We start from the raw sequence: 17430 nt of genomic DNA, 5'->3' as shown, positions 1-17430 counted from the left end.
AATTGCCAGATATATATTGGACGAACATGCGTCCAGCCAGTCTGGTCCACCACAAGCTTTATGGAGTCAGGCGAGGCGCATGTCGGCGATCCGCGGCGAAAAGATTACATTCCGCAAAAAAGATATCGTCGCCTTGCACGAGCTTCCTTCCGCCAAGGCTGAAGATCCTCTGATCGTGCATTGCCCGCCTGAACGTTCGCATATGCGGCGGACCGCCGGCGTGGCCGGTGGTTGCATCGGATTGGTGCTTTTCATTCTGATGGCGATCGTCGCTACCATCGAGAGCGGCGTGTTCGACCAGCCGCTCTCCCGGCAGGCGCAGTCGGCCCTGAACGCCGCGATCGGGCCGCGCTACCGCGCCGAGGTCGGCTCTACTGTCATTCGTTTTACGTCGAACATGCGGCTCGCGCTCGAGGCGCGGGACGTCAACATGATCGACGAGAAAACGGGGCAGCACCTGTCGACGACGGGTGCTATGCGAATGGCGCTCGATCCGCTGCAGCTTTTCCGCGGCAAAATCGCGATTGCGCAAGTCGAGGCCGAACAAATTGCCCTGGATACCGCGTTGTTGCCTTCCGGCAAGCCGCTGAAGCTCGACGATCTGCGTGTCGATGAGATACCGGCGGCAATGGAGACTGTATTCCAGCAGCTCGATACGATCGACAGTTTCGTCGACCGAGGCGGCACCCGCTCCATCAAGCTCGAAGGCATCAATATCAAACTTGCCGACACAGCCAACGGCCCGTTGGCGATCGTCATCGACAGCCTCGTGTTCTCGCGAACCCCTGAAGGCGGGTTGCAGCTCGACGGCGAGATCGCCATCAATGGCGAGAAGGCGCAGCTCAGCCTGTTGGCAACCAAGACCGGCGAGCAGACGTCGAAATTGACCGGCCAACTCTTGAACGCCGATCTGGCGCCGTTCGTTCTGAAACGCAACGCGCTCGGCCAGATCCGACAGGGCATCGATGGCTTCGCCGACCTGATGATTTCCGCCGTTCGCGCTTCCGGCGACGCGCAGCCGGCGCTTGCGGCTACGGTCGATTTCAAACCGGGCCAGCTCTACATGGACGGCGACGAGCAGGATCTGAGCGGCGGGCGGCTGAACCTTGCCTATGACTTCGCCAAGCAGACGCTCGAGATTGCACAGTCAAAAATGCAGTTCGGCGGAACGACGGTGCCCTTCAACGGGGCACTCATCGATCTCGACAAGATCGATCCGCAGGCGGGTAAAGGATTTGGCATAGACCTTCTGGTCAATGGTGGTGTAGCGGCGCCGGCTACTTCCGGGAGCAACCGCTGCCGTTCGATATACAGGCGACCGGGCGGTACTTCGTGGCGTCTCGCGAGCTGCAATTTCCGAACATGACCGTTTCCAGCCCGGCTGGATCCTTCTACGGATCGCTTCACCTCCGTTTGAGCGATGTTTCGCCTGAAATCAGCTTCGTTGGCCAGTCGCAGCAGCTTCAGACCACCGCCGTCAAGCAGCTTTGGCCATTCTGGATGGCGCCGAAGGCGCGAGAATGGATGGAGCGAAACCTGTTCGGGGGGACCGTTACCGATGCGTCGCTGTCGGTCTTCATTCCGTTCGGCAAGCTCGATGAGGCCGTCGGCAAGGGGCTGAAGCTCGATGAGAAGCAGATTCAGATCTCCTTTGACATCGATGGCGCGCGCATGAACGTCACTGGTGATATACCTCCGATCCGGGATACCAGTGCGCATTTCGACCTGAAAGGGCCGAAGGCGACGATTTCAATCAAGAGCGGCAAATCCTTCTTTGCCTCCGGGCGCACCGTTGATGTGGGGCAGGGCACGTTTATCCTGCCATCGACCTACGACAAGCCGCTGATGGCGGAACTCAACCTTCCAATTTCAGGTGCTGCGGACGCAATCGGCGAGCTGTTGACGTTCAAGCCGATCCAGGTGCTGCAGCGTGCAGGCTTCGTACCCGAAGATCTGAAGGGCAAGATTACCGCAAACGTGCAGGCGCGGATCGGATTGATATCGGCGCAAAATCCGCCGCCACCGGAATGGAAGGCTACGCTGCAGTTGCAGGACGTAGACGTCGCCAAACCGATCTCGGGCCGTAAGATCACCGATTTGGATGGGACTTTGACGGCCGACCCGAAGCAGGTCAGCCTGGATGGCAAGGGCAATATCGATGGCGTGCCGGCTGAAATCACGCTGGTGGAGCCGACGGACAAATCCTCGGACGTGCAGCCGCAGCAGTCGATCAGTACGACGCTCAGCAACGACCAGCGCGAGAAAATACTGCCCGGCCTCTCCGATATTGTCGACGGCAGCATCAGCGTCGAGCTTAACCGTATCGACAAGGACCGACAGTCCGTATCCATCGACTTCGGCAAGGCGCGGCTCGACCTGCCGTGGATCGGCTGGTCGAAAGGCAGCGGGATCGGGGCGAATGCGACGTTCGAGATCTCGGGTCCGGATGACAATCTGCAGATCAAGAATTTCAATCTGAAGGGTGACGGTTTCGGCGCGACCGGCTCGCTGATGCTCAACAAGGGCAATTTGACCAAGGCGGATTTCGACAGCGTGAAGCTGTCGTCTAATGACGATTTTGCGGTCTCCTTGCGGCGCGACAAGACCGGCATGGACGTGTCAGTCTCGGGCACGAGTGCCGATGCCCGGCCCATTATCGCGAACCTGAAGTCGGATAGCGGCAAAGGCGACGGTGACGGCGGCAAGGGTGGAAGCAGCGTTACAGTGCGAGCCAAGCTCGACCGTGTCATCGGGTTCAACGATGAGAAACTGCGAAATGTCTCCGGGACCTATGCTGCTCAAGGCAGGCGTATCCAGGCGCTTAATCTTTCAGGTGTGACCGATAGCGGCGAAGCCGTCGTCGCGCAGACCAAGGATGCCGGCGTCATCAATATCACGAGCGGTGACGCGGGATCGGTATCGCGTTTCGCCGACCTCTATCAGCATATGAGTGGCGGGTTGCTCAACCTCGCCATTCGCCTTGGGCCGGGTGGCAACTGGAACGGCTCGATCGATGTTCGGCGCTTCGCGCTGGTCAACGAACAGCGCCTGCATTCCATCGTGTCGACCCCGGTGGGACAGGAGCAGCGAAGCCTGAATTCCGCTGTGAAGAAGAGCATCGACACGTCTGCCCAGCGGTTCCAGCGCGGCTTTGCTCGTATCGTCTCGCAAGACGGTGTTGTCAGCATCGAGAACGGTGTTGCGCGCGGCGACCAGGTCGGCGCGGTGTTTCAAGGCACGCTCCGAGATCAGCGCGGCAACATGGACATGACGGGAACCTTCATGCCGGCTTACGGTCTCAACAGATTGTTTGCCGAGCTGCCGCTGATCGGCATCATCCTTGGCAACGGAACGGATCGTGGCCTGATCGGCATCACCTTCAAGCTGACCGGCAAGCTGGAAGCGCCGAACCTGACGATCAACCCGTTGTCGATCATTGCGCCTGGTGTGTTCCGCAACATCTTCGAATTCCAATAGGCACAAAAAAGCCGGCGCGAGGCCGGCTTTGTATCTGATGTTGTGGCCGTACTTATGCCGCGCGGCGGATCAGGATGTGCTTCTTTTTGCCGAGCGAGAGCTTGATCACGCCATCGGCGGTGATCTCACCCGAGCCGATCACCTTGCGCTCGTCGGAAATCGCCGCATCGTTGATGCGCACTGCGCCACCCTGAACGTGGCGGCGGGCTTCGCCGTTGGAGGCGGCAAGGCCGGCCTTGACGATTAGCGCCAGCAGGCCGATGCCCGCGTCGAGTTCGGCCGCGGGGACGTCGATCGAGGGCAGGGTGTCGGCAAGCGCGCCTTCCTCGAAGGTCTTGCGGGCCGTCTCCGCTGCCTGTTCGGCGTTTTCACGACCGTGCAGCATTGCTGTCACTTCAGTCGCGAGGATCTTCTTGACCTCGTTGATTTCCGAGCCTCCAAGCGCCGAAAGGCGGGCGATCTCGTCCATAGGCAGCGTCGTGTATAGCTTCAGGAAGCGCGAGACATCGGCGTCCTCGGTGTTGCGCCAGTATTGCCAGAAGTCGTAGGCCGACAGCATGTCCGGGTTCAGCCAGACGGCACCGTTCAGCGACTTGCCCATCTTGGCACCGGAGGCGGTGGTCAGTAGCGGCGAGGTCAGCGCGTAGAGCTGCGGCGTCCCCATGCGGTGACCGAGATCGATACCGTTGACGATGTTGCCCCACTGGTCGGAACCGCCCATCTGCAGGCGGCAGCCGTATCGCTTGTTCAGTTCCACGAAATCGTAGGCCTGCAGGATCATGTAGTTGAATTCGAGGAAGGACAGCGACTGCTCGCGATCGAGACGCGTCTTGACGCTATCGAAGGACAGCATGCGGTTGACCGAGAAGTGGCGGCCGACGTCGCGCAGGAACTCAAGGTAATTGATGTCCCGCAGCCAGTCGCCATTGTTGATCATCATCGCATCCTTCGGACCCTCACCGTAAGAGAGGTAGTTGGCGAAGACGCGCTTGATCGAGGCAATGTTGCTTTCGATCGTGTCGATGGTCATCAGCTGGCGTGCATCATCCTTGAAGGACGGATCTCCGACCATGCCGGTGCCGCCGCCCATCAGCGAAATCGGCCGGTGGCCGGTCTTCTGCATCCAGTGCAGCATCATGATCTGGATCAGGCCGCCCGCATGCAGCGAGGGGGCTGTCGGGTCGAAGCCGATATAAGCCGTCGCGGTTTCCTTGGCGAAGAGGTCGTCGAGGCCGGATTCATCGGAGATTTGATGAATGAAGCCACGCTCTTTCAGCGTGCGGAGGAAATCGGATTTGAACTCGGTCATGACCTTTTGCTTTCGGATCAGGATTTTCGGATTGGCTATTGTTGATATGGAGCGGCGCGTTTAGCACTGTTTTCTCGCACAGTCACCATTTGGTTGATTGAGTCACGGCCTTGTTGAATGCAGGGGAAGTATGGGAAAGATACGCACGGCGATCGGCCTGATGAGCGGGACCTCGATGGACGGCATCGATGTGGCGCTGCTGCGCACCGATGGCCGCGATCTGGTCGAGCGCGGACCCTCGCTCGGTGTCGCCTACGATCCCGCCTTCCGTGACCGGCTTAAGCTCGCGCTGGAGCAGGCAAAGAGCATTACTCAACGTGAGCAGCGGCCGGGCGATCTGGCATCAATCGAGCGAGAACTGACGTTACGTCATGTAGCTGCCGTTAGGGAATTTTTGACCGCGAATGCGCTGGATGTAGCCTCGATCGACGTCATCGGCTTTCATGGGCAGACGGTGCTGCATCGGCCGGACGAGGCGCTGACGGTCCAGATCGGTGACGGGGCGCTGCTCGCCCGCGAGACGGGGATACCTGTCGCCTATGACCTCCGCGCCAATGACATGGTCCACGGCGGTCAGGGCGCACCCCTGGTCCCCGTCTATCACGCAGCGCTTGCCGCTAACGTCGCCGATGCGACCTTGCCGGTTTGCTTCGTCAATATCGGCGGCATTTCCAACCTGACCTATATCGGTGCTGACGGTGTGATCGTCGGATACGATAGTGGGCCGGGCAATACGCTGATCGACCAGTGGGTCGAGACCCATGCGGGGGTGCCGTTCGATCAAGGCGGCATGATTGCCTCGGAGGGAAGGGTGATCGACGATCTTGCGGATCGATATTTGAGCAGCCCGTTCTTTACAGCGGAGAAGCGGCGCTCGCTTGATCGCAACGACTTTCCGCCACCTTCAGGCTTGGACGCAGAGCTTGCAGATGGTGCGCGCACCCTTGCGCATGTCGCCGCCGCGTCGATCATCAAGTCCGCGGGTCACCTTCCACTGATGCCGACGTTGTATATCATCTGCGGAGGTGGGCGCCTCAATCGCGTGCTGATGCAGGATCTGAAGGATCTGGCGCAAAGCCAGGGCGCCCAGGTGATTGCAGCGGAAGAAGCGGGATTCAACGGTGATTCCATGGAGGCGGAAGCCTGGGCCTATCTCGCTGTTCGGTCGCTGGACGGCCTGCCTTTAACATTTCCGGGAACGACGGGAGTTCGTACGCCTGTCAGCGGCGGTGTGGTGGTGATGCCGTGAGGCAGGTCATTCTGGAGACGCCCCGGCTTGTCGCCGTCATGTGGGAACCCGACGATGCCGGTCTCATTCAGGAGCTTCACTCGACGATCGAGACGACGCGATATCTTTCCGGCGCAGCCCCATGGTCGCGCGAGAAGGCCGACGAGCGGCTGCGCAGCTGGTTCGGCGAGCAGGCGCGGGACGGAACGACGAAATACAAAATCCTCAGTAATGAGGATGGCCGCTTCATCGGTCGCGCGGGCTTTTCGCTGTTCGGCGGCGACAGGCAGGATTTCGAACTCGGGTACTCGCTGCGGCAGCAGGAGTGGGGCAAGGGCTATGCGACGGAGATTGCCAGCGGCCTGATGGACTGGTTTTTCCAGCGGAACTTTGCGCAACAGTTCATCGCCTTCACCAATCCTGACAATGCCGCGTCCCAGCATGTGCTGACGAAAATAGGCATGCGAAGCCGCATGCCTATGATCATTGACGGATTGTCCTGTCCGACGTTCGAAATGACCGCCGGGATGCGATCGGCCTAGCGAATACGCTTGGCGGCCGGCTCAGGCACCAGTTCGCCGTTCAGGCGGCGATCGAGGTAGTCCTCGCATTCGCCCATCAGCGTCTCGACCTGGCCGTTGAAGAAGTGATTGGCGCCCGGCACCGTGCGGTGCGTGATCAGGATGCCCTTCTGCGTCTTCAGCTTCTCGACGAGGCCGTTGACGTCCTTTTCGGGGGCGACCTTGTCGGCGTCGCCGTTGATGATCAGGCCGGACGACGGGCAGGGTGCGAGGAACGAGAAGTCGTAGGTATTCGGCTGCGGCGCAATCGACATGAAGCCTTCGATCTCCGGCCGGCGCATCAGCAGCTGCATGCCGATCCAGGAACCGAAGGAATAGCCGGCAACCCAGCAGGTCTTCGAATCAGGATGTAGGCTCTGCACCCAGTCGAGGGCTGAGGCTGCATCGGAAAGCTCGCCGGCGCCATGGTCGAATTCACCCTGGCTACGACCGATTCCCCGGAAATTGAAACGCAGTGTCGTAAAACCGCGCTTCTGGAACATGTAGAAGAGCTGGTAGACGATCTGGTTGTTCATCGTGCCGCCGAACTGTGGGTGCGGGTGCAGAATGAGGGCAATCGGCGCGCTTTTCTCCTTGGAGGGCTGGTAGCGGCCTTCAAGGCGGCCTGCGGGGCCGTTGAAAATGACTTCGGGCATCGGTACTCCGGCGTTTATTTCTTCGCGTTCATGCTGCGCAGACTTGACGGACGTTGTCAGCTTTTCTAAAACGCAGTTTAGAACAATTCGAAACTTGCATGGCGATCCACGCATTGTGGGATGTGTCATAAGGCAAGCCCGGCCGAAATTTCAAGGAAAATGAGCCGAGGCGTCGTGCAAGCTTAAAGCGCAGGACAAAGATCATGGCGCCGCCACGCCTTTATCTCGACTGGAACGCGACCTCGCCGCTGCATCCACATGCGCGCGACGCGGTTCTGCGTGCGCTGGATCTTTTCGGCAATCCGAACTCTGTGCATGGCGAAGGCCGGGCTGTGCGGGCCGTGATCGAGCAGGCACGCCGGCAGGTCGCAACGCTTGTCGGTGCCGATCCCGCGCATGTGATCTTTACCAGCGGCGCTACCGAAGCAGCAAACATGGTGCTGACGCCTGATTTCAAGATGGGGCGGACGCCGATAGCGATCGGTCGGCTCTACTATTCGGCGGTCGAGCATCCGGCGGTGCGCGAGGGCGGACGGTTTCCAAAGGACAAGACGACCGAAATCCCGGTGACGTCTGACGGCGTTGTCGATCTTGACGCTCTGGGTGCTTTGCTTGCGGCTCACGACAAGTCGGCCGGGTTACCAATGGTTGCGGTCATGCTCGTCAACAACGAGACCGGTATCGTTCAGCCGATCGCCGATATTGCGAAGATCGTGCAGGCGCAGGGCGGGCTGCTTGTTGTGGATGCGGTACAGGCATCTGGCCGGCTGAAACTCGACATCAACGCGCTTGGCGCGGATTTCATGATCGTCTCGTCCCACAAGATCGGCGGCCCCAAAGGCGCCGGCGCGCTGGTCACGCGCGGTGAAGTGCTGATGCCGCGGCCCTTGATCCATGGCGGTGGTCAGGAGAAGGGTCACCGCTCGGGGACAGAGAATTCATTGGCGGTGATCGGCTTCGGCGCGGCCGCGCAAGCTGCTGTCGCGGAATTCGATGCGCGCAACGCGGCAATTTCGGCTTTGCGAGATCGACTGGAAAGCGGCATGCGTGGGGCTGCACCCGATGTTGTCGTCTACGGCGCCGAAGGAGAGCGTGTTTCGAACACGACTTTCTTCACCCTTCCAGGGTTGAAAGCCGAAACGGGCCAGATCGCCTTCGATCTCGAAGGCGTTGCGCTTTCCGCCGGCTCTGCCTGCTCGTCCGGCAAGGTCGGCGAAAGTCATGTTCTGGTCGCCATGGGGCGCGACCCCAAGCTCGGTGCTTTGCGTATTTCGTTGGGCTTTGCCACGACCGAAGAGGAGATCGATCGAGCGATTTCCGTCTTTGCCAAAATTGCCGCCCGGCGCAAGCCGGCCGGGGAGGCGGCGTGACCGCTTCATAAATTTGCGGAAACGCAAATTTCCGCTTGCCATTCGGGCTGAAAAGTCCCTTTTGGCCACCTACATACGGGGCAAACAATACTGCCCGCACGACAAGCTGCCGGACCTTTTCTCCGGCGAGATTGGAGAATGACATGCCCGCCGTCCAGGAAACGGTTGATCGCGTTCGCGAGATTGACGTCGATCAGTATAAATACGGTTTCGAGACCATCATCGAAATGGACAAGGCACCCAAGGGCCTGTCCGAAGATATAATCCGTTTCATCTCTGCCAAGAAGCAGGAGCCGGAATGGATGCTCGAATGGCGTCTTGAAGCCTACAAGCGCTGGCTGACGCTGGAAGAGCCCACCTGGGCACGCGTCGATTATCCGAAGATCGATTTCAACGACATCTACTACTACGCCGCGCCGAAAAGCACGCCTGGCCCGAAGTCGCTTGACGAAGTCGATCCTGAAATCCTCAAGGTCTACGAGAAGCTCGGTATTCCTCTCAAGGAGCAGGAAATCCTGGCTGGCGTCGAAAGGCCGAAGATCGCAGTCGATGCCGTCTTTGACTCCGTTTCGGTCGTCACGACGTTCAAGGAAGAGCTGAAGAAGGCCGGCGTGATCTTCATGTCGATCTCGGAAGCGATCCGCGAGCATCCGGAACTCGTGCAGAAGTACCTCGGCTCCGTCGTTCCGACGTCTGACAACTACTACGCGACGCTGAACTCGGCTGTCTTCACCGATGGGTCGTTCGTGTTCGTTCCGAAGGGCGTTCGTTGCCCGATGGAGCTGTCCACCTACTTCCGCATCAACGAGAAGAACACCGGCCAGTTCGAGCGCACACTGATCATCGCGGAAGAAGGCGCCTACGTCTCCTACCTCGAAGGCTGCACCGCGCCGCAGCGCGACGAAAACCAGCTGCATGCGGCTGTTGTCGAGCTCGTTGCACTCGATGATGCCGAGATCAAGTATTCGACGGTCCAGAACTGGTATCCTGGTGATGCGCAGGGCAAGGGCGGTATCTACAACTTCGTCACCAAGCGCGGCGATTGCCGCGGCGACCGGTCGAAGATTTCCTGGACGCAGGTCGAAACCGGCTCGGCGATCACTTGGAAGTATCCGTCCTGCATCCTGCGTGGCGACGACTCCAGAGGCGAGTTCTACTCGATCGCCGTATCGAACGGTCACCAGCAGATCGACTCGGGCACCAAGATGATCCATCTCGGCAAGAACACGTCGAGCCGCATCGTCTCCAAGGGTATTGCCGCCGGCGTGTCGCAGAACACCTATCGCGGACAGGTCTCGGCCCACCGCAAGGCGTCGAACGCGCGTAACTTCACGCAGTGCGACTCGCTGCTGATCGGCGACAAGTGCGGCGCTCACACGGTGCCTTACATCGAGGCAAAGAATTCGACGGCGCAGTTTGAGCACGAAGCCACGACCTCGAAAATCTCCGAGGACCAGCTGTTCTATTGCCTGCAGCGCGGCATCCCGACCGAAGCGGCGATCGCCCTGATCGTCAACGGCTTCGTCAAGGAAGTCCTGCAGGAACTGCCGATGGAATTTGCCGTCGAGGCGCAGAAGCTGATCAGCATCTCGCTTGAGGGCAGCGTCGGCTGACGCAACACGAAAATGAATGCGCGAGGGCGCGTGGATCGCGCCTTTCTCCGATTGCTTTTTATGGGACAAGACCATGCTTGAGATTAAGAACCTGCACGCCCGCATCGCCGAAGACGGCACCGAGATCATCCGCGGCCTGAACCTCACCGTGAAGGCTGGCGAAGTTGCCGCCATCATGGGTCCGAACGGCTCCGGCAAGTCGACGCTTTCCTACATCCTGTCGGGCCGCGAAGACTACGAAGTCACCGAAGGCGACATCCTTTACAACGGCGAGAGCATCCTGGAGCTCGACGCTGCCGAGCGCGCCGCCAAGGGCATCTTCCTCGCTTTCCAGTACCCTGTCGAAATTCCGGGCGTTGCGACGATGCAGTTCCTGAAGGTCGCGATGAACGAGCAGCGCAAGGCTCGCGGCGAAGAAGAGCTGAAGACGCCTGACTTCATGCGCCTCGTCAAGGATGCTGCCGCCAAGCTGCAGATTAACACTGAAATGCTGAAGCGCCCGCTGAACGTCGGTTTCTCCGGCGGTGAGAAGAAGCGCGCCGAAATCCTGCAGATGGCGTTGTTGCAGCCGCAGCTTTGCGTTCTTGACGAAACCGACTCCGGCCTCGACATCGATGCGCTGAAGATCGTTGCCGACGGTGTCAATGCGCTGCGTTCGCCGGATCGCGCCGTCATCGTCATCACGCACTACCAGCGTCTGCTCGACTACATCGTCCCGGATACGGTTCACGTTCTCTACAAGGGCCAGGTGATCAAGTCGGGCGACAAGACGCTGGCGCATGAGCTGGAAGCCAATGGCTACGCCGACATCATCGGTGCGGCAGCCTGATCACGGCGGAAAGGACTGGTCGCATGAATATGCAGACGACTAACCGCCAGACCGCCGCGGAAGCGGCGCTCATCGAGGCTTTCAACAATCAGATCGGCGAACTGCCGGGCGACGGTTCGGTTATCGCCATCCGCGACCGCCTGCTTGACGACCTGAAGAAGGCCGGGCTGCCGACGCGCCGCGTCGAGGCGTGGCACTACACCGACCTCAAGACCCTGCTGCGCGCCATTCCGGAACCGGCCGGCGACGCCGGCTCCGAAGCCCGCGATCCGCTGGTCGAAGAGTCCTCTGTTCTCTCGGTCATTCAGGGCGTTCCCAACCTCAAGGCTTCGGTCGATGGCCTCGACATTTCGGCCTACGCGGCCCAGCTGTCAAACGGCACGGCTGCGACGAGCCTCGGCGCGCTCGGCAACGACGACGCGATCGGTCGCATCAACGGCAGCTTCGTGCGCGATGGCTATGTCATCGACGTTGCCGCTGACACTTCGCTTGAAGAGCCGTTGGAGATACAGTTCGTTCACGCCGGTGGCCAGGCACATACGCGCCTGCCGGTCAGCTTCGGCGCCAACGTTAAGGCTGTTGTCATCGAGCGTCACCTGGCAGTGACGTCGGATGCTGCCTTCGTGTCGCATGTCAGTGACATCACGGTCGGAGAAGGCGCCGAGCTTACCTGGATCATTGTCCAGCAGCAGGGTGCCGAGGATACGCATCTCGGCCAGATCCGCGTCGACCTCGGCGCCGATGCGAAGCTGAAGCTTTTCGTCATCAATGCCGGCGGCAAGCTGGTTCGCCAGGAGCTGCACATCAAGGTGACGGGCGAGGGTGCCGATCTGACGCTGCGTGGCATCAACCTGCTGGGCGCCGAAACCCATACCGACGTGACCATGGTTCTCGGCCACAACGTTCCGCATACGGGCTCCACCGAAGTCATCCGCAACGTGGTCTTCGACCGCGCCAAGGGTGTCTTCCAGGGGATGATCCGCGTTGCGCCGGATGCGCAGAAGACCGACGCCAAGATGGCGTGCAACACGCTGCTAATGTCCGACGACGCCGAATTCTCGGTGAAGCCGGAACTCGAGATCTTCGCAGACGACGTCCAGTGCGGCCACGGCGCAACCGTTGCGGATATCGACCACAACCATCTCTACTATCTGATGGCTCGCGGCATTCCGGAGAACAAGGCGCGTGCCATGCTCGTCAACGCCTTCGTTGCCGAGATCGTCGAGGAACTGGAAGACGAAGCCCTCGTCGAGTCGCTGGAAAGCGTGATCTCGGCTTGGCTCGAAAAGCACGCCTGATCGGATAGCGAAATGGACAAGATAGTTCCGGCCACAGCATACGACGTCGAAGCCATTCGCAAGGATTTCCCGATCCTTGCTAAGGAAGTCTATGGCAAGCCGCTGGTCTATCTCGACAACGGCGCCTCTGCACAGAAGCCGCAGGTCGTTATCGACGCGATCTCGCATGCTTATTCAAACGAGTATGCGAACGTTCATCGCGGCCTGCATTTTCTCTCGAATGCGGCAACGGACGCCTATGAGGGCGCTCGGGAGAAAGTGAGGCGCTTCCTCAATGCGCCCGATGTCAACGACATCATCTTCACGAAGTCTTCGACGGAAGCAATCAACACTGTCGCCTATGGCTGGGGCATGCCCAAGATCGGCGAGGGCGACGAGATCGTCATCTCGATCATGGAGCATCACTCCAACATCGTGCCGTGGCATTTCATCCGCGAGCGGCAGGGCGCCAGGCTGGTCTGGGTGCCTGTCGACGACGAAGGCGCTTTTCACATCGAGGATTTCGAGAAGAGCCTGACGGAGCGGACGAAGCTCGTTGCCATCACGCATATGTCGAATGCGCTCGGCACAGTCGTTCCGGTCAGGGAAATCTGCCGGATCGCGCATGAGCGCGGCATTCCCGTGCTGGTCGATGGTTCGCAGGGCGCCGTCCACATGCCCGTCGACGTGCAGGACATCGATTGCGACTGGTACGTGATGACCGGCCACAAGCTCTATGGGCCGTCGGGCATCGGCGTGCTCTATGGCAAGAAGGATCGGCTTCGCGAGATGCGGCCCTTCCAGGGCGGTGGCGAGATGATCTTCGAGGTGACGGAGGATGCCGTGACCTACAACGATCCGCCGCACCGCTTCGAAGCCGGAACGCCTCCGATCGTGCAGGCGATCGGGCTCGGCTATGCGCTCGACTACATGGAGAAAGTCGGCCGCGAGGCGATTGCGCGCCATGAGGCGGATCTCGCAACCTATGCCGCGGAGCGACTGCAGGCAGTCAATTCGTTGCGGGTGTTCGGGACGGCGCCGGGCAAGGGCGGCATCTTCTCATTCGAGCTTGCCGGTCTGCATGCTCATGACGTGTCGATGGTGATCGACCGGCAGGGCGTTGCAGTCCGCGCCGGCACCCATTGCGCCATGCCGCTCTTGAAACGCTTCGGCGTCACCTCCACATGCCGTGCATCTTTCGGCATGTACAATACCCGCGCCGAGGTGGATGCCTTGGCCGACGCGCTTGAGTATGCGCGCAAGTTCTTTGCATAAGGAGTAGGCCGTATGAGCCTCGATGACAGCGAACAGAAGATCGACGTGCGCGAAGGCATCGTGCATTCCAGCATCCCTGCCGACGAACTGGCGCGCCTCAGCGACGACGTCATCATGGCGCTGAAGACGGTCTACGACCCTGAAATTCCTGCCGACATCTTCGAACTCGGGCTGATCTACAAGATCGATATCGAAGATGATCGCATGGTCAAGATCATGATGACGCTGACCGCGCCTGGCTGCCCCGTTGCCGGCGAGATGCCGGGCTGGGTCGAGAACGCTGTCGGTGCTGTCGAAGGCGTGTCCGGTGTCGAGGTCGGAATGACCTTCGATCCGCCGTGGACGCCTGATCGCATGTCGGAAGAGGCGCAGGTCGCGGTCGGCTGGTACTGATCCGATCATCTCGCGCGGCTGGTATTGATCGGTTAAGCTGCTGGCACTACATTTGAATCGTGAAACGCCGGACCTTTAATCCGTGCGCGGAAGGAGAAGAGGCCTATGGGCTTTGCAATAATGAGCATGACGGAGGCTGCCGCGAACCGCGTGAAGGCTATCGTCGAAAACTCCGGACCGGGCGCCAGGGGCCTTCGCGTCGGGATCAAAAAGGGCGGCTGCGCAGGGATGGAATACACCATCGACCTCGTGACCGAGCCGAATGCAAAAGACGACCTGATAGAGCGCGATGGCGCCAAGGTCTGGGTCGAGCCGTCAGCCGTGCTCTATCTGCTTGGGACCGAAATGGGGTTTGAAAGCACGACATTGCGTTCGGGCTTCACTTTCACCAACCCGAATCAGACCTCCGCCTGCGGTTGCGGCGAATCGGTCGAGCTGAAGCCGGCTGATCTTGCAGCACTGGCTGCCCAGGGTAACGCCGTCGTTCCGGCGCACTGATTATCACAATCGACCGAATTATCGATAAGGCCGCCGTCTCGGTGGCCTTTTTCATTTTACCTCCCCGCAACCGGGCTTTAAGGCCTTCGATACGCCGCGCCATCGCCGCCGCGGAAGAGGAATAGACCGACGAAATGCTTTTGTTGTTCCTGAAGGGCGCTCTTCTGGGTGTCATCATCACCGCGCCACTCGGGCCGATCGGAATGCTCTGCATCAACCGGACGCTCGAGCGCGGCTTTGCCGCAGGGTTTTCGTGTGGTTTCGGAACCGCGGTTGGCGATGCAAGCTATGCGCTTGTGGCGGTGACCGGTATTGCGGTCTTTCAACAGACCATGTCGATGGCAACGCTGCCCTTGGCAATCGGCGGCGGTCTACTCCTGTTGTGGCTTGGATATCGGGGTCTCACCCATGATCCCATCCAGGCTGCCGACATCAAGGCAGGCGGGCTGCTCGGAACGACATTGGCGACCTTCCTGCTCACGATCTCCAACCCAGCGACGATCCTGTCTTTTGGGGCGCTGTTCGCCGGTTTTGGCCTGACGGAGGAAACGCGGCGTTTCAGCTCCGCCGTCATTGTCGGCGGTGTCTTCAGTGGTTCGCTCGCCTGGTGGTTTTTCCTGAGCGGCGCGGTCAGCCTCGCCAGAAAAAGGCTGCCTCGCGACTTTACCGGCAAAGTCCTGCGCGGCACGAGCTACCTGCTAATCGCTTTCGGTGTTCTGGCGCTCGGCTCAGCCGCGTATTCGTTTCTCTAGGGCTGCCTGACAATCGGCAGCTTCAGAGGATGCCGATATCAGCGGCCGCCATCAGCGATCGGTGGAAGGCGCCGGCAAACATTATTGTCCCGATGCCGAGCAGGCCCGGCAGGCTGCTGCCGGCGCTCACGGCGTCGGTATCGTCGCTCAGGCGTTCAATATTGTGCTCGATGGCCGCGATGCTTTCGAAGGTCGCTTTCTTCAGGAGCTCATCCGGAAACTCGACGTCGAAAACCTCTTCGAGGCGCATCATCAACTGAACGCAGGCAAACGAAGTGAGCCCGACGTCAAACAGATTCTGGGTATTGGAAATTTCGCCGGCATCAACTGCAAGCTTTGCGTGGCTGGCAAGGGCTCTACGGATTTTACTTTCCATCGGTCGCATCTCCGCATAAATATTTCGGTTAGCACACTACACAAGGAAAGTGTCAACTCCAACTTACCAAAAAGTTGATAGAGTATTTTGGGCGAGTTTAAGTATAAATTTGTTGCGAGCGGCTGGTTTTATTTACGGAACTGCGCGGTTCTCAATTTAGTTTTTAATGTATTTTGATTCTCTGTAATATTGTTTTTCACAAATGTGTTTTGGAGCCTGCTGAAATCCTTAATTCGGCGAGAATCGCGTGACGATGCTGTGAAGCTATGTGCGATGGCTGGGATCGACGGCCCATTCTGTCCGTCAAGGAAACCTGTTTATGACCATCCAGATGTCTCACTCCAAATCGTCCGAGGAGATCATCAAGATCCCTGCGATCGGGCTGGAACTCAGCGTCCGGGTCGACCCTTCGACGACGGGTGGGCAGTTCTGTTTCATCGACACGATCAATGCGCCGGGCTTCGGGCCGCCGCGCCACCGGCATCGCGAGACGGAAGTCTTCCGGGTGATGGAGGGGCGGTATCTGTTCGAGGTGGATGGCCGGCAGTTTTACGCCGAGGAGGGCGACGTCGTCACCGTGCCGGGTGGGGCGGCGCATGCCTTCGTCAACGTCACTGACCGACCGGCGCGACAGTATATCCTGATCGAGCCTGGGCTTGACGCAAAAGCCTTCTTCCTCGGGCTTGCCGACGTCATGCGCGACGGGCGACCGGATACAGCGGCGCTCAACGTCTTCGCCAGAACCTGGGACGTCGAGTTTCTGGGGCCGCCGCTGACCGTGCCGCGTGAGGGTTAGCCTTCGGCTCAGTCGTTCTTGATATCGATGCCAGCCTCGATGGCGGCGGCGATGAAGGCCTTGCGAGCGTCGTCGTTGCTCCGCTTGCCCTTGATGACGTCGGCGCAGATGAGCAGGGCCTTGTCGAGGGCGGGGCCGTCTTCCGTCGGCCAGTCCTCGATCATCGCCCAGGAGGCAGCCTGCGTCGTGGCGATAGCGACGTACTGGCCGGGCTCTTCCAGCGCCAGCATGACAGGCTTCGGCCAAGGCTGCTGAGTGAGATCGCCGTCGGATTTTGCCATGGGACTGGTCGCCTGTTGTCTGTTGTCGAGTGGCGGTCTGCTTAAAGCGGCCCGTGGCCTGCGGCAAGCGGAAAGACGCGGGATGTCAGCCAGTGGCCGATGATGGCGGGTTCGTCGCCGTGGAGATGGTGATCGGTGGATGATGCATGGCTGGCGACATCGGCGCCGGCGGCTTGGAACTGCCTGGCGACGCGAATGGCGTCCTCGGGTGCGCGGCGGTCGTCTCGGTCGCCCGAGAGCATGAGGATCGGTTTATCGGGCATAGGCGGGATGATCGCGTCCGGATCCGGCGAGAGCGGACGGATGAGGATGGCGCCGACTGCGGAGTTTGGGTCGCGGATCAGGAGGGAGGCGGAGATGATAGCGCCGTTCGAGAAGCCGAGGAGGATGGGTGGGCGGGCGATGAGGCCGGTTTCGATGGATGCAGTGATGAAGGCGTGCAAGCGCTCCGTCTGGCGCGCGAGGTCGGCCCGGTCGAGCGTGCGGTCGGGGTTGCGGCGGAAGAACGCATAGCCGTTCTCCCAGGGGATGGGGCCGCGCAGCGACAGATATGGCCAGCTGGGGTCTGCGGTGTTTGCCAGCGGCGGGAGTTCGGTTTCGTCGCGGCTGCTGCCGTGCAGGAGGAGGAGCGGTGGGCGGGCGTCGGTGGTTGGCGTTGCGCGGTAGTGAAAGCCTTGGATTTCGGGCATCGGGGTGCTGGCTTGGTGCTGTGACTGGACACGAGATCGAGAATCAAAACG

Annotated in this window: 16 protein-coding genes and 1 pseudogene; 12 read left to right on the top strand and 5 right to left on the bottom strand. The window is 60.2% G+C overall.

The window, feature by feature from the left end; translation table 11 throughout:
* The first annotated feature begins 79 nt into the window (after positions 1-79).
* Positions 80-3477: pseudogene (locus tag FZ934_RS07040) on the top strand (DUF3971 domain-containing protein).
* A 52-nt stretch (positions 3478-3529) separates the two neighbouring features.
* Here the strand turns inward: FZ934_RS07040 and tyrS are convergent.
* A complete protein-coding gene (gene tyrS, locus FZ934_RS07035) occupies positions 3530-4786 on the bottom strand; it encodes a tyrosine--tRNA ligase (RefSeq protein ID WP_153270480.1) in 1257 nt (418 codons plus the stop codon).
* A 130-nt stretch (positions 4787-4916) separates the two neighbouring features.
* On the opposite strand from tyrS, the gene FZ934_RS07030 reads away from it, so the two are divergent.
* Both FZ934_RS07030 and FZ934_RS07025 read left to right on the top strand, forming a co-directional pair.
* On the top strand, positions 4917-6035 hold the full coding sequence (locus FZ934_RS07030) for an anhydro-N-acetylmuramic acid kinase (protein ID WP_153270479.1): 1119 nt from the start codon (positions 4917-4919) through the stop codon (positions 6033-6035).
* The gene (locus FZ934_RS07025) at positions 6032-6556 is read left to right on the top strand and encodes a GNAT family N-acetyltransferase (protein ID WP_281409926.1); all 525 of its coding nucleotides are present in this window, start codon (positions 6032-6034) and stop codon (positions 6554-6556) included. The genes FZ934_RS07030 and FZ934_RS07025 overlap by 4 nt, the downstream gene beginning before the upstream one ends.
* Here FZ934_RS07025 and FZ934_RS07020 read toward each other — a convergent pair.
* Positions 6553-7230 (bottom strand): alpha/beta hydrolase, encoded by a 678-nt coding sequence (locus FZ934_RS07020; RefSeq protein WP_018902229.1) that lies wholly within the window; start codon positions 7228-7230, stop codon positions 6553-6555. The genes FZ934_RS07025 and FZ934_RS07020 overlap by 4 nt on opposite strands.
* A gap of 203 nt (positions 7231-7433) precedes the next feature.
* Here FZ934_RS07020 and FZ934_RS07015 point away from each other — a divergent pair, with 203 nt between their 5' ends.
* The 8 genes from FZ934_RS07015 (at position 7434) to FZ934_RS06980 (ending at position 15237) form a co-directional block, all read left to right on the top strand.
* Positions 7434-8600 (top strand): cysteine desulfurase family protein, encoded by a 1167-nt coding sequence (locus FZ934_RS07015; RefSeq protein WP_153270478.1) that lies wholly within the window; start codon positions 7434-7436, stop codon positions 8598-8600.
* 143 nt (positions 8601-8743) lie between these two features.
* The gene (gene sufB / locus FZ934_RS07010) at positions 8744-10213 is read left to right on the top strand and encodes a Fe-S cluster assembly protein SufB (protein ID WP_016554099.1); all 1470 of its coding nucleotides are present in this window, start codon (positions 8744-8746) and stop codon (positions 10211-10213) included.
* 73 nt (positions 10214-10286) lie between these two features.
* The gene (sufC, locus tag FZ934_RS07005; protein WP_113573546.1) at positions 10287-11042 is read left to right on the top strand and encodes a Fe-S cluster assembly ATPase SufC; all 756 of its coding nucleotides are present in this window, start codon (positions 10287-10289) and stop codon (positions 11040-11042) included.
* A gap of 23 nt (positions 11043-11065) precedes the next feature.
* The gene (sufD, locus tag FZ934_RS07000; protein WP_153270477.1) at positions 11066-12340 is read left to right on the top strand and encodes a Fe-S cluster assembly protein SufD; all 1275 of its coding nucleotides are present in this window, start codon (positions 11066-11068) and stop codon (positions 12338-12340) included.
* A gap of 12 nt (positions 12341-12352) precedes the next feature.
* A complete protein-coding gene (locus tag FZ934_RS06995; RefSeq protein ID WP_153270476.1) occupies positions 12353-13594 on the top strand; it encodes a cysteine desulfurase in 1242 nt (413 codons plus the stop codon).
* A 12-nt stretch (positions 13595-13606) separates the two neighbouring features.
* Positions 13607-13987 (top strand): SUF system Fe-S cluster assembly protein, encoded by a 381-nt coding sequence (locus FZ934_RS06990; protein ID WP_056814176.1) that lies wholly within the window; start codon positions 13607-13609, stop codon positions 13985-13987.
* Positions 13988-14092: 105 nt separating this feature from the next.
* Positions 14093-14485, top strand: coding sequence for a Fe-S cluster assembly scaffold SufA (gene sufA / locus FZ934_RS06985; protein ID WP_153270475.1), 393 nt, complete (start codon positions 14093-14095; stop codon positions 14483-14485).
* Positions 14486-14619: 134 nt separating this feature from the next.
* Complete coding sequence (locus FZ934_RS06980; protein WP_153270474.1) at positions 14620-15237, top strand: LysE family translocator; 618 nt, start codon at positions 14620-14622, stop codon at positions 15235-15237.
* A 22-nt stretch (positions 15238-15259) separates the two neighbouring features.
* Here FZ934_RS06980 and FZ934_RS06975 read toward each other — a convergent pair whose 3' ends face one another.
* The gene (locus tag FZ934_RS06975) at positions 15260-15613 is read right to left on the bottom strand and encodes an acyl carrier protein (RefSeq protein ID WP_153270473.1); all 354 of its coding nucleotides are present in this window, start codon (positions 15611-15613) and stop codon (positions 15260-15262) included.
* Between the two features lie 319 nt (positions 15614-15932).
* On the opposite strand from FZ934_RS06975, the gene FZ934_RS06970 reads away from it, so the two are divergent.
* On the top strand, positions 15933-16409 hold the full coding sequence (locus FZ934_RS06970; RefSeq protein WP_153270472.1) for a cupin domain-containing protein: 477 nt from the start codon (positions 15933-15935) through the stop codon (positions 16407-16409).
* 8 nt (positions 16410-16417) lie between these two features.
* Here the strand turns inward: FZ934_RS06970 and FZ934_RS06965 are convergent, their stop codons facing one another.
* Together FZ934_RS06965 and FZ934_RS06960 are read right to left on the bottom strand one after the other, a co-directional pair.
* The gene (locus tag FZ934_RS06965) at positions 16418-16690 is read right to left on the bottom strand and encodes a DUF982 domain-containing protein (protein ID WP_153270471.1); all 273 of its coding nucleotides are present in this window, start codon (positions 16688-16690) and stop codon (positions 16418-16420) included.
* A gap of 41 nt (positions 16691-16731) precedes the next feature.
* Positions 16732-17379, bottom strand: coding sequence for an alpha/beta hydrolase (locus tag FZ934_RS06960; RefSeq protein ID WP_153270470.1), 648 nt, complete (start codon positions 17377-17379; stop codon positions 16732-16734).
* Between the last annotated feature and the right edge of the window lie 51 nt (positions 17380-17430).

The sequence above is a fragment of the Rhizobium grahamii genome (assembly GCF_009498215.1).
Classification (GTDB): domain Bacteria; phylum Pseudomonadota; class Alphaproteobacteria; order Rhizobiales; family Rhizobiaceae; genus Rhizobium; species Rhizobium grahamii_A.
Note: the sequence above shows the minus strand (reverse complement) of the source record. Positions and strands in the feature narration are given on the sequence as shown.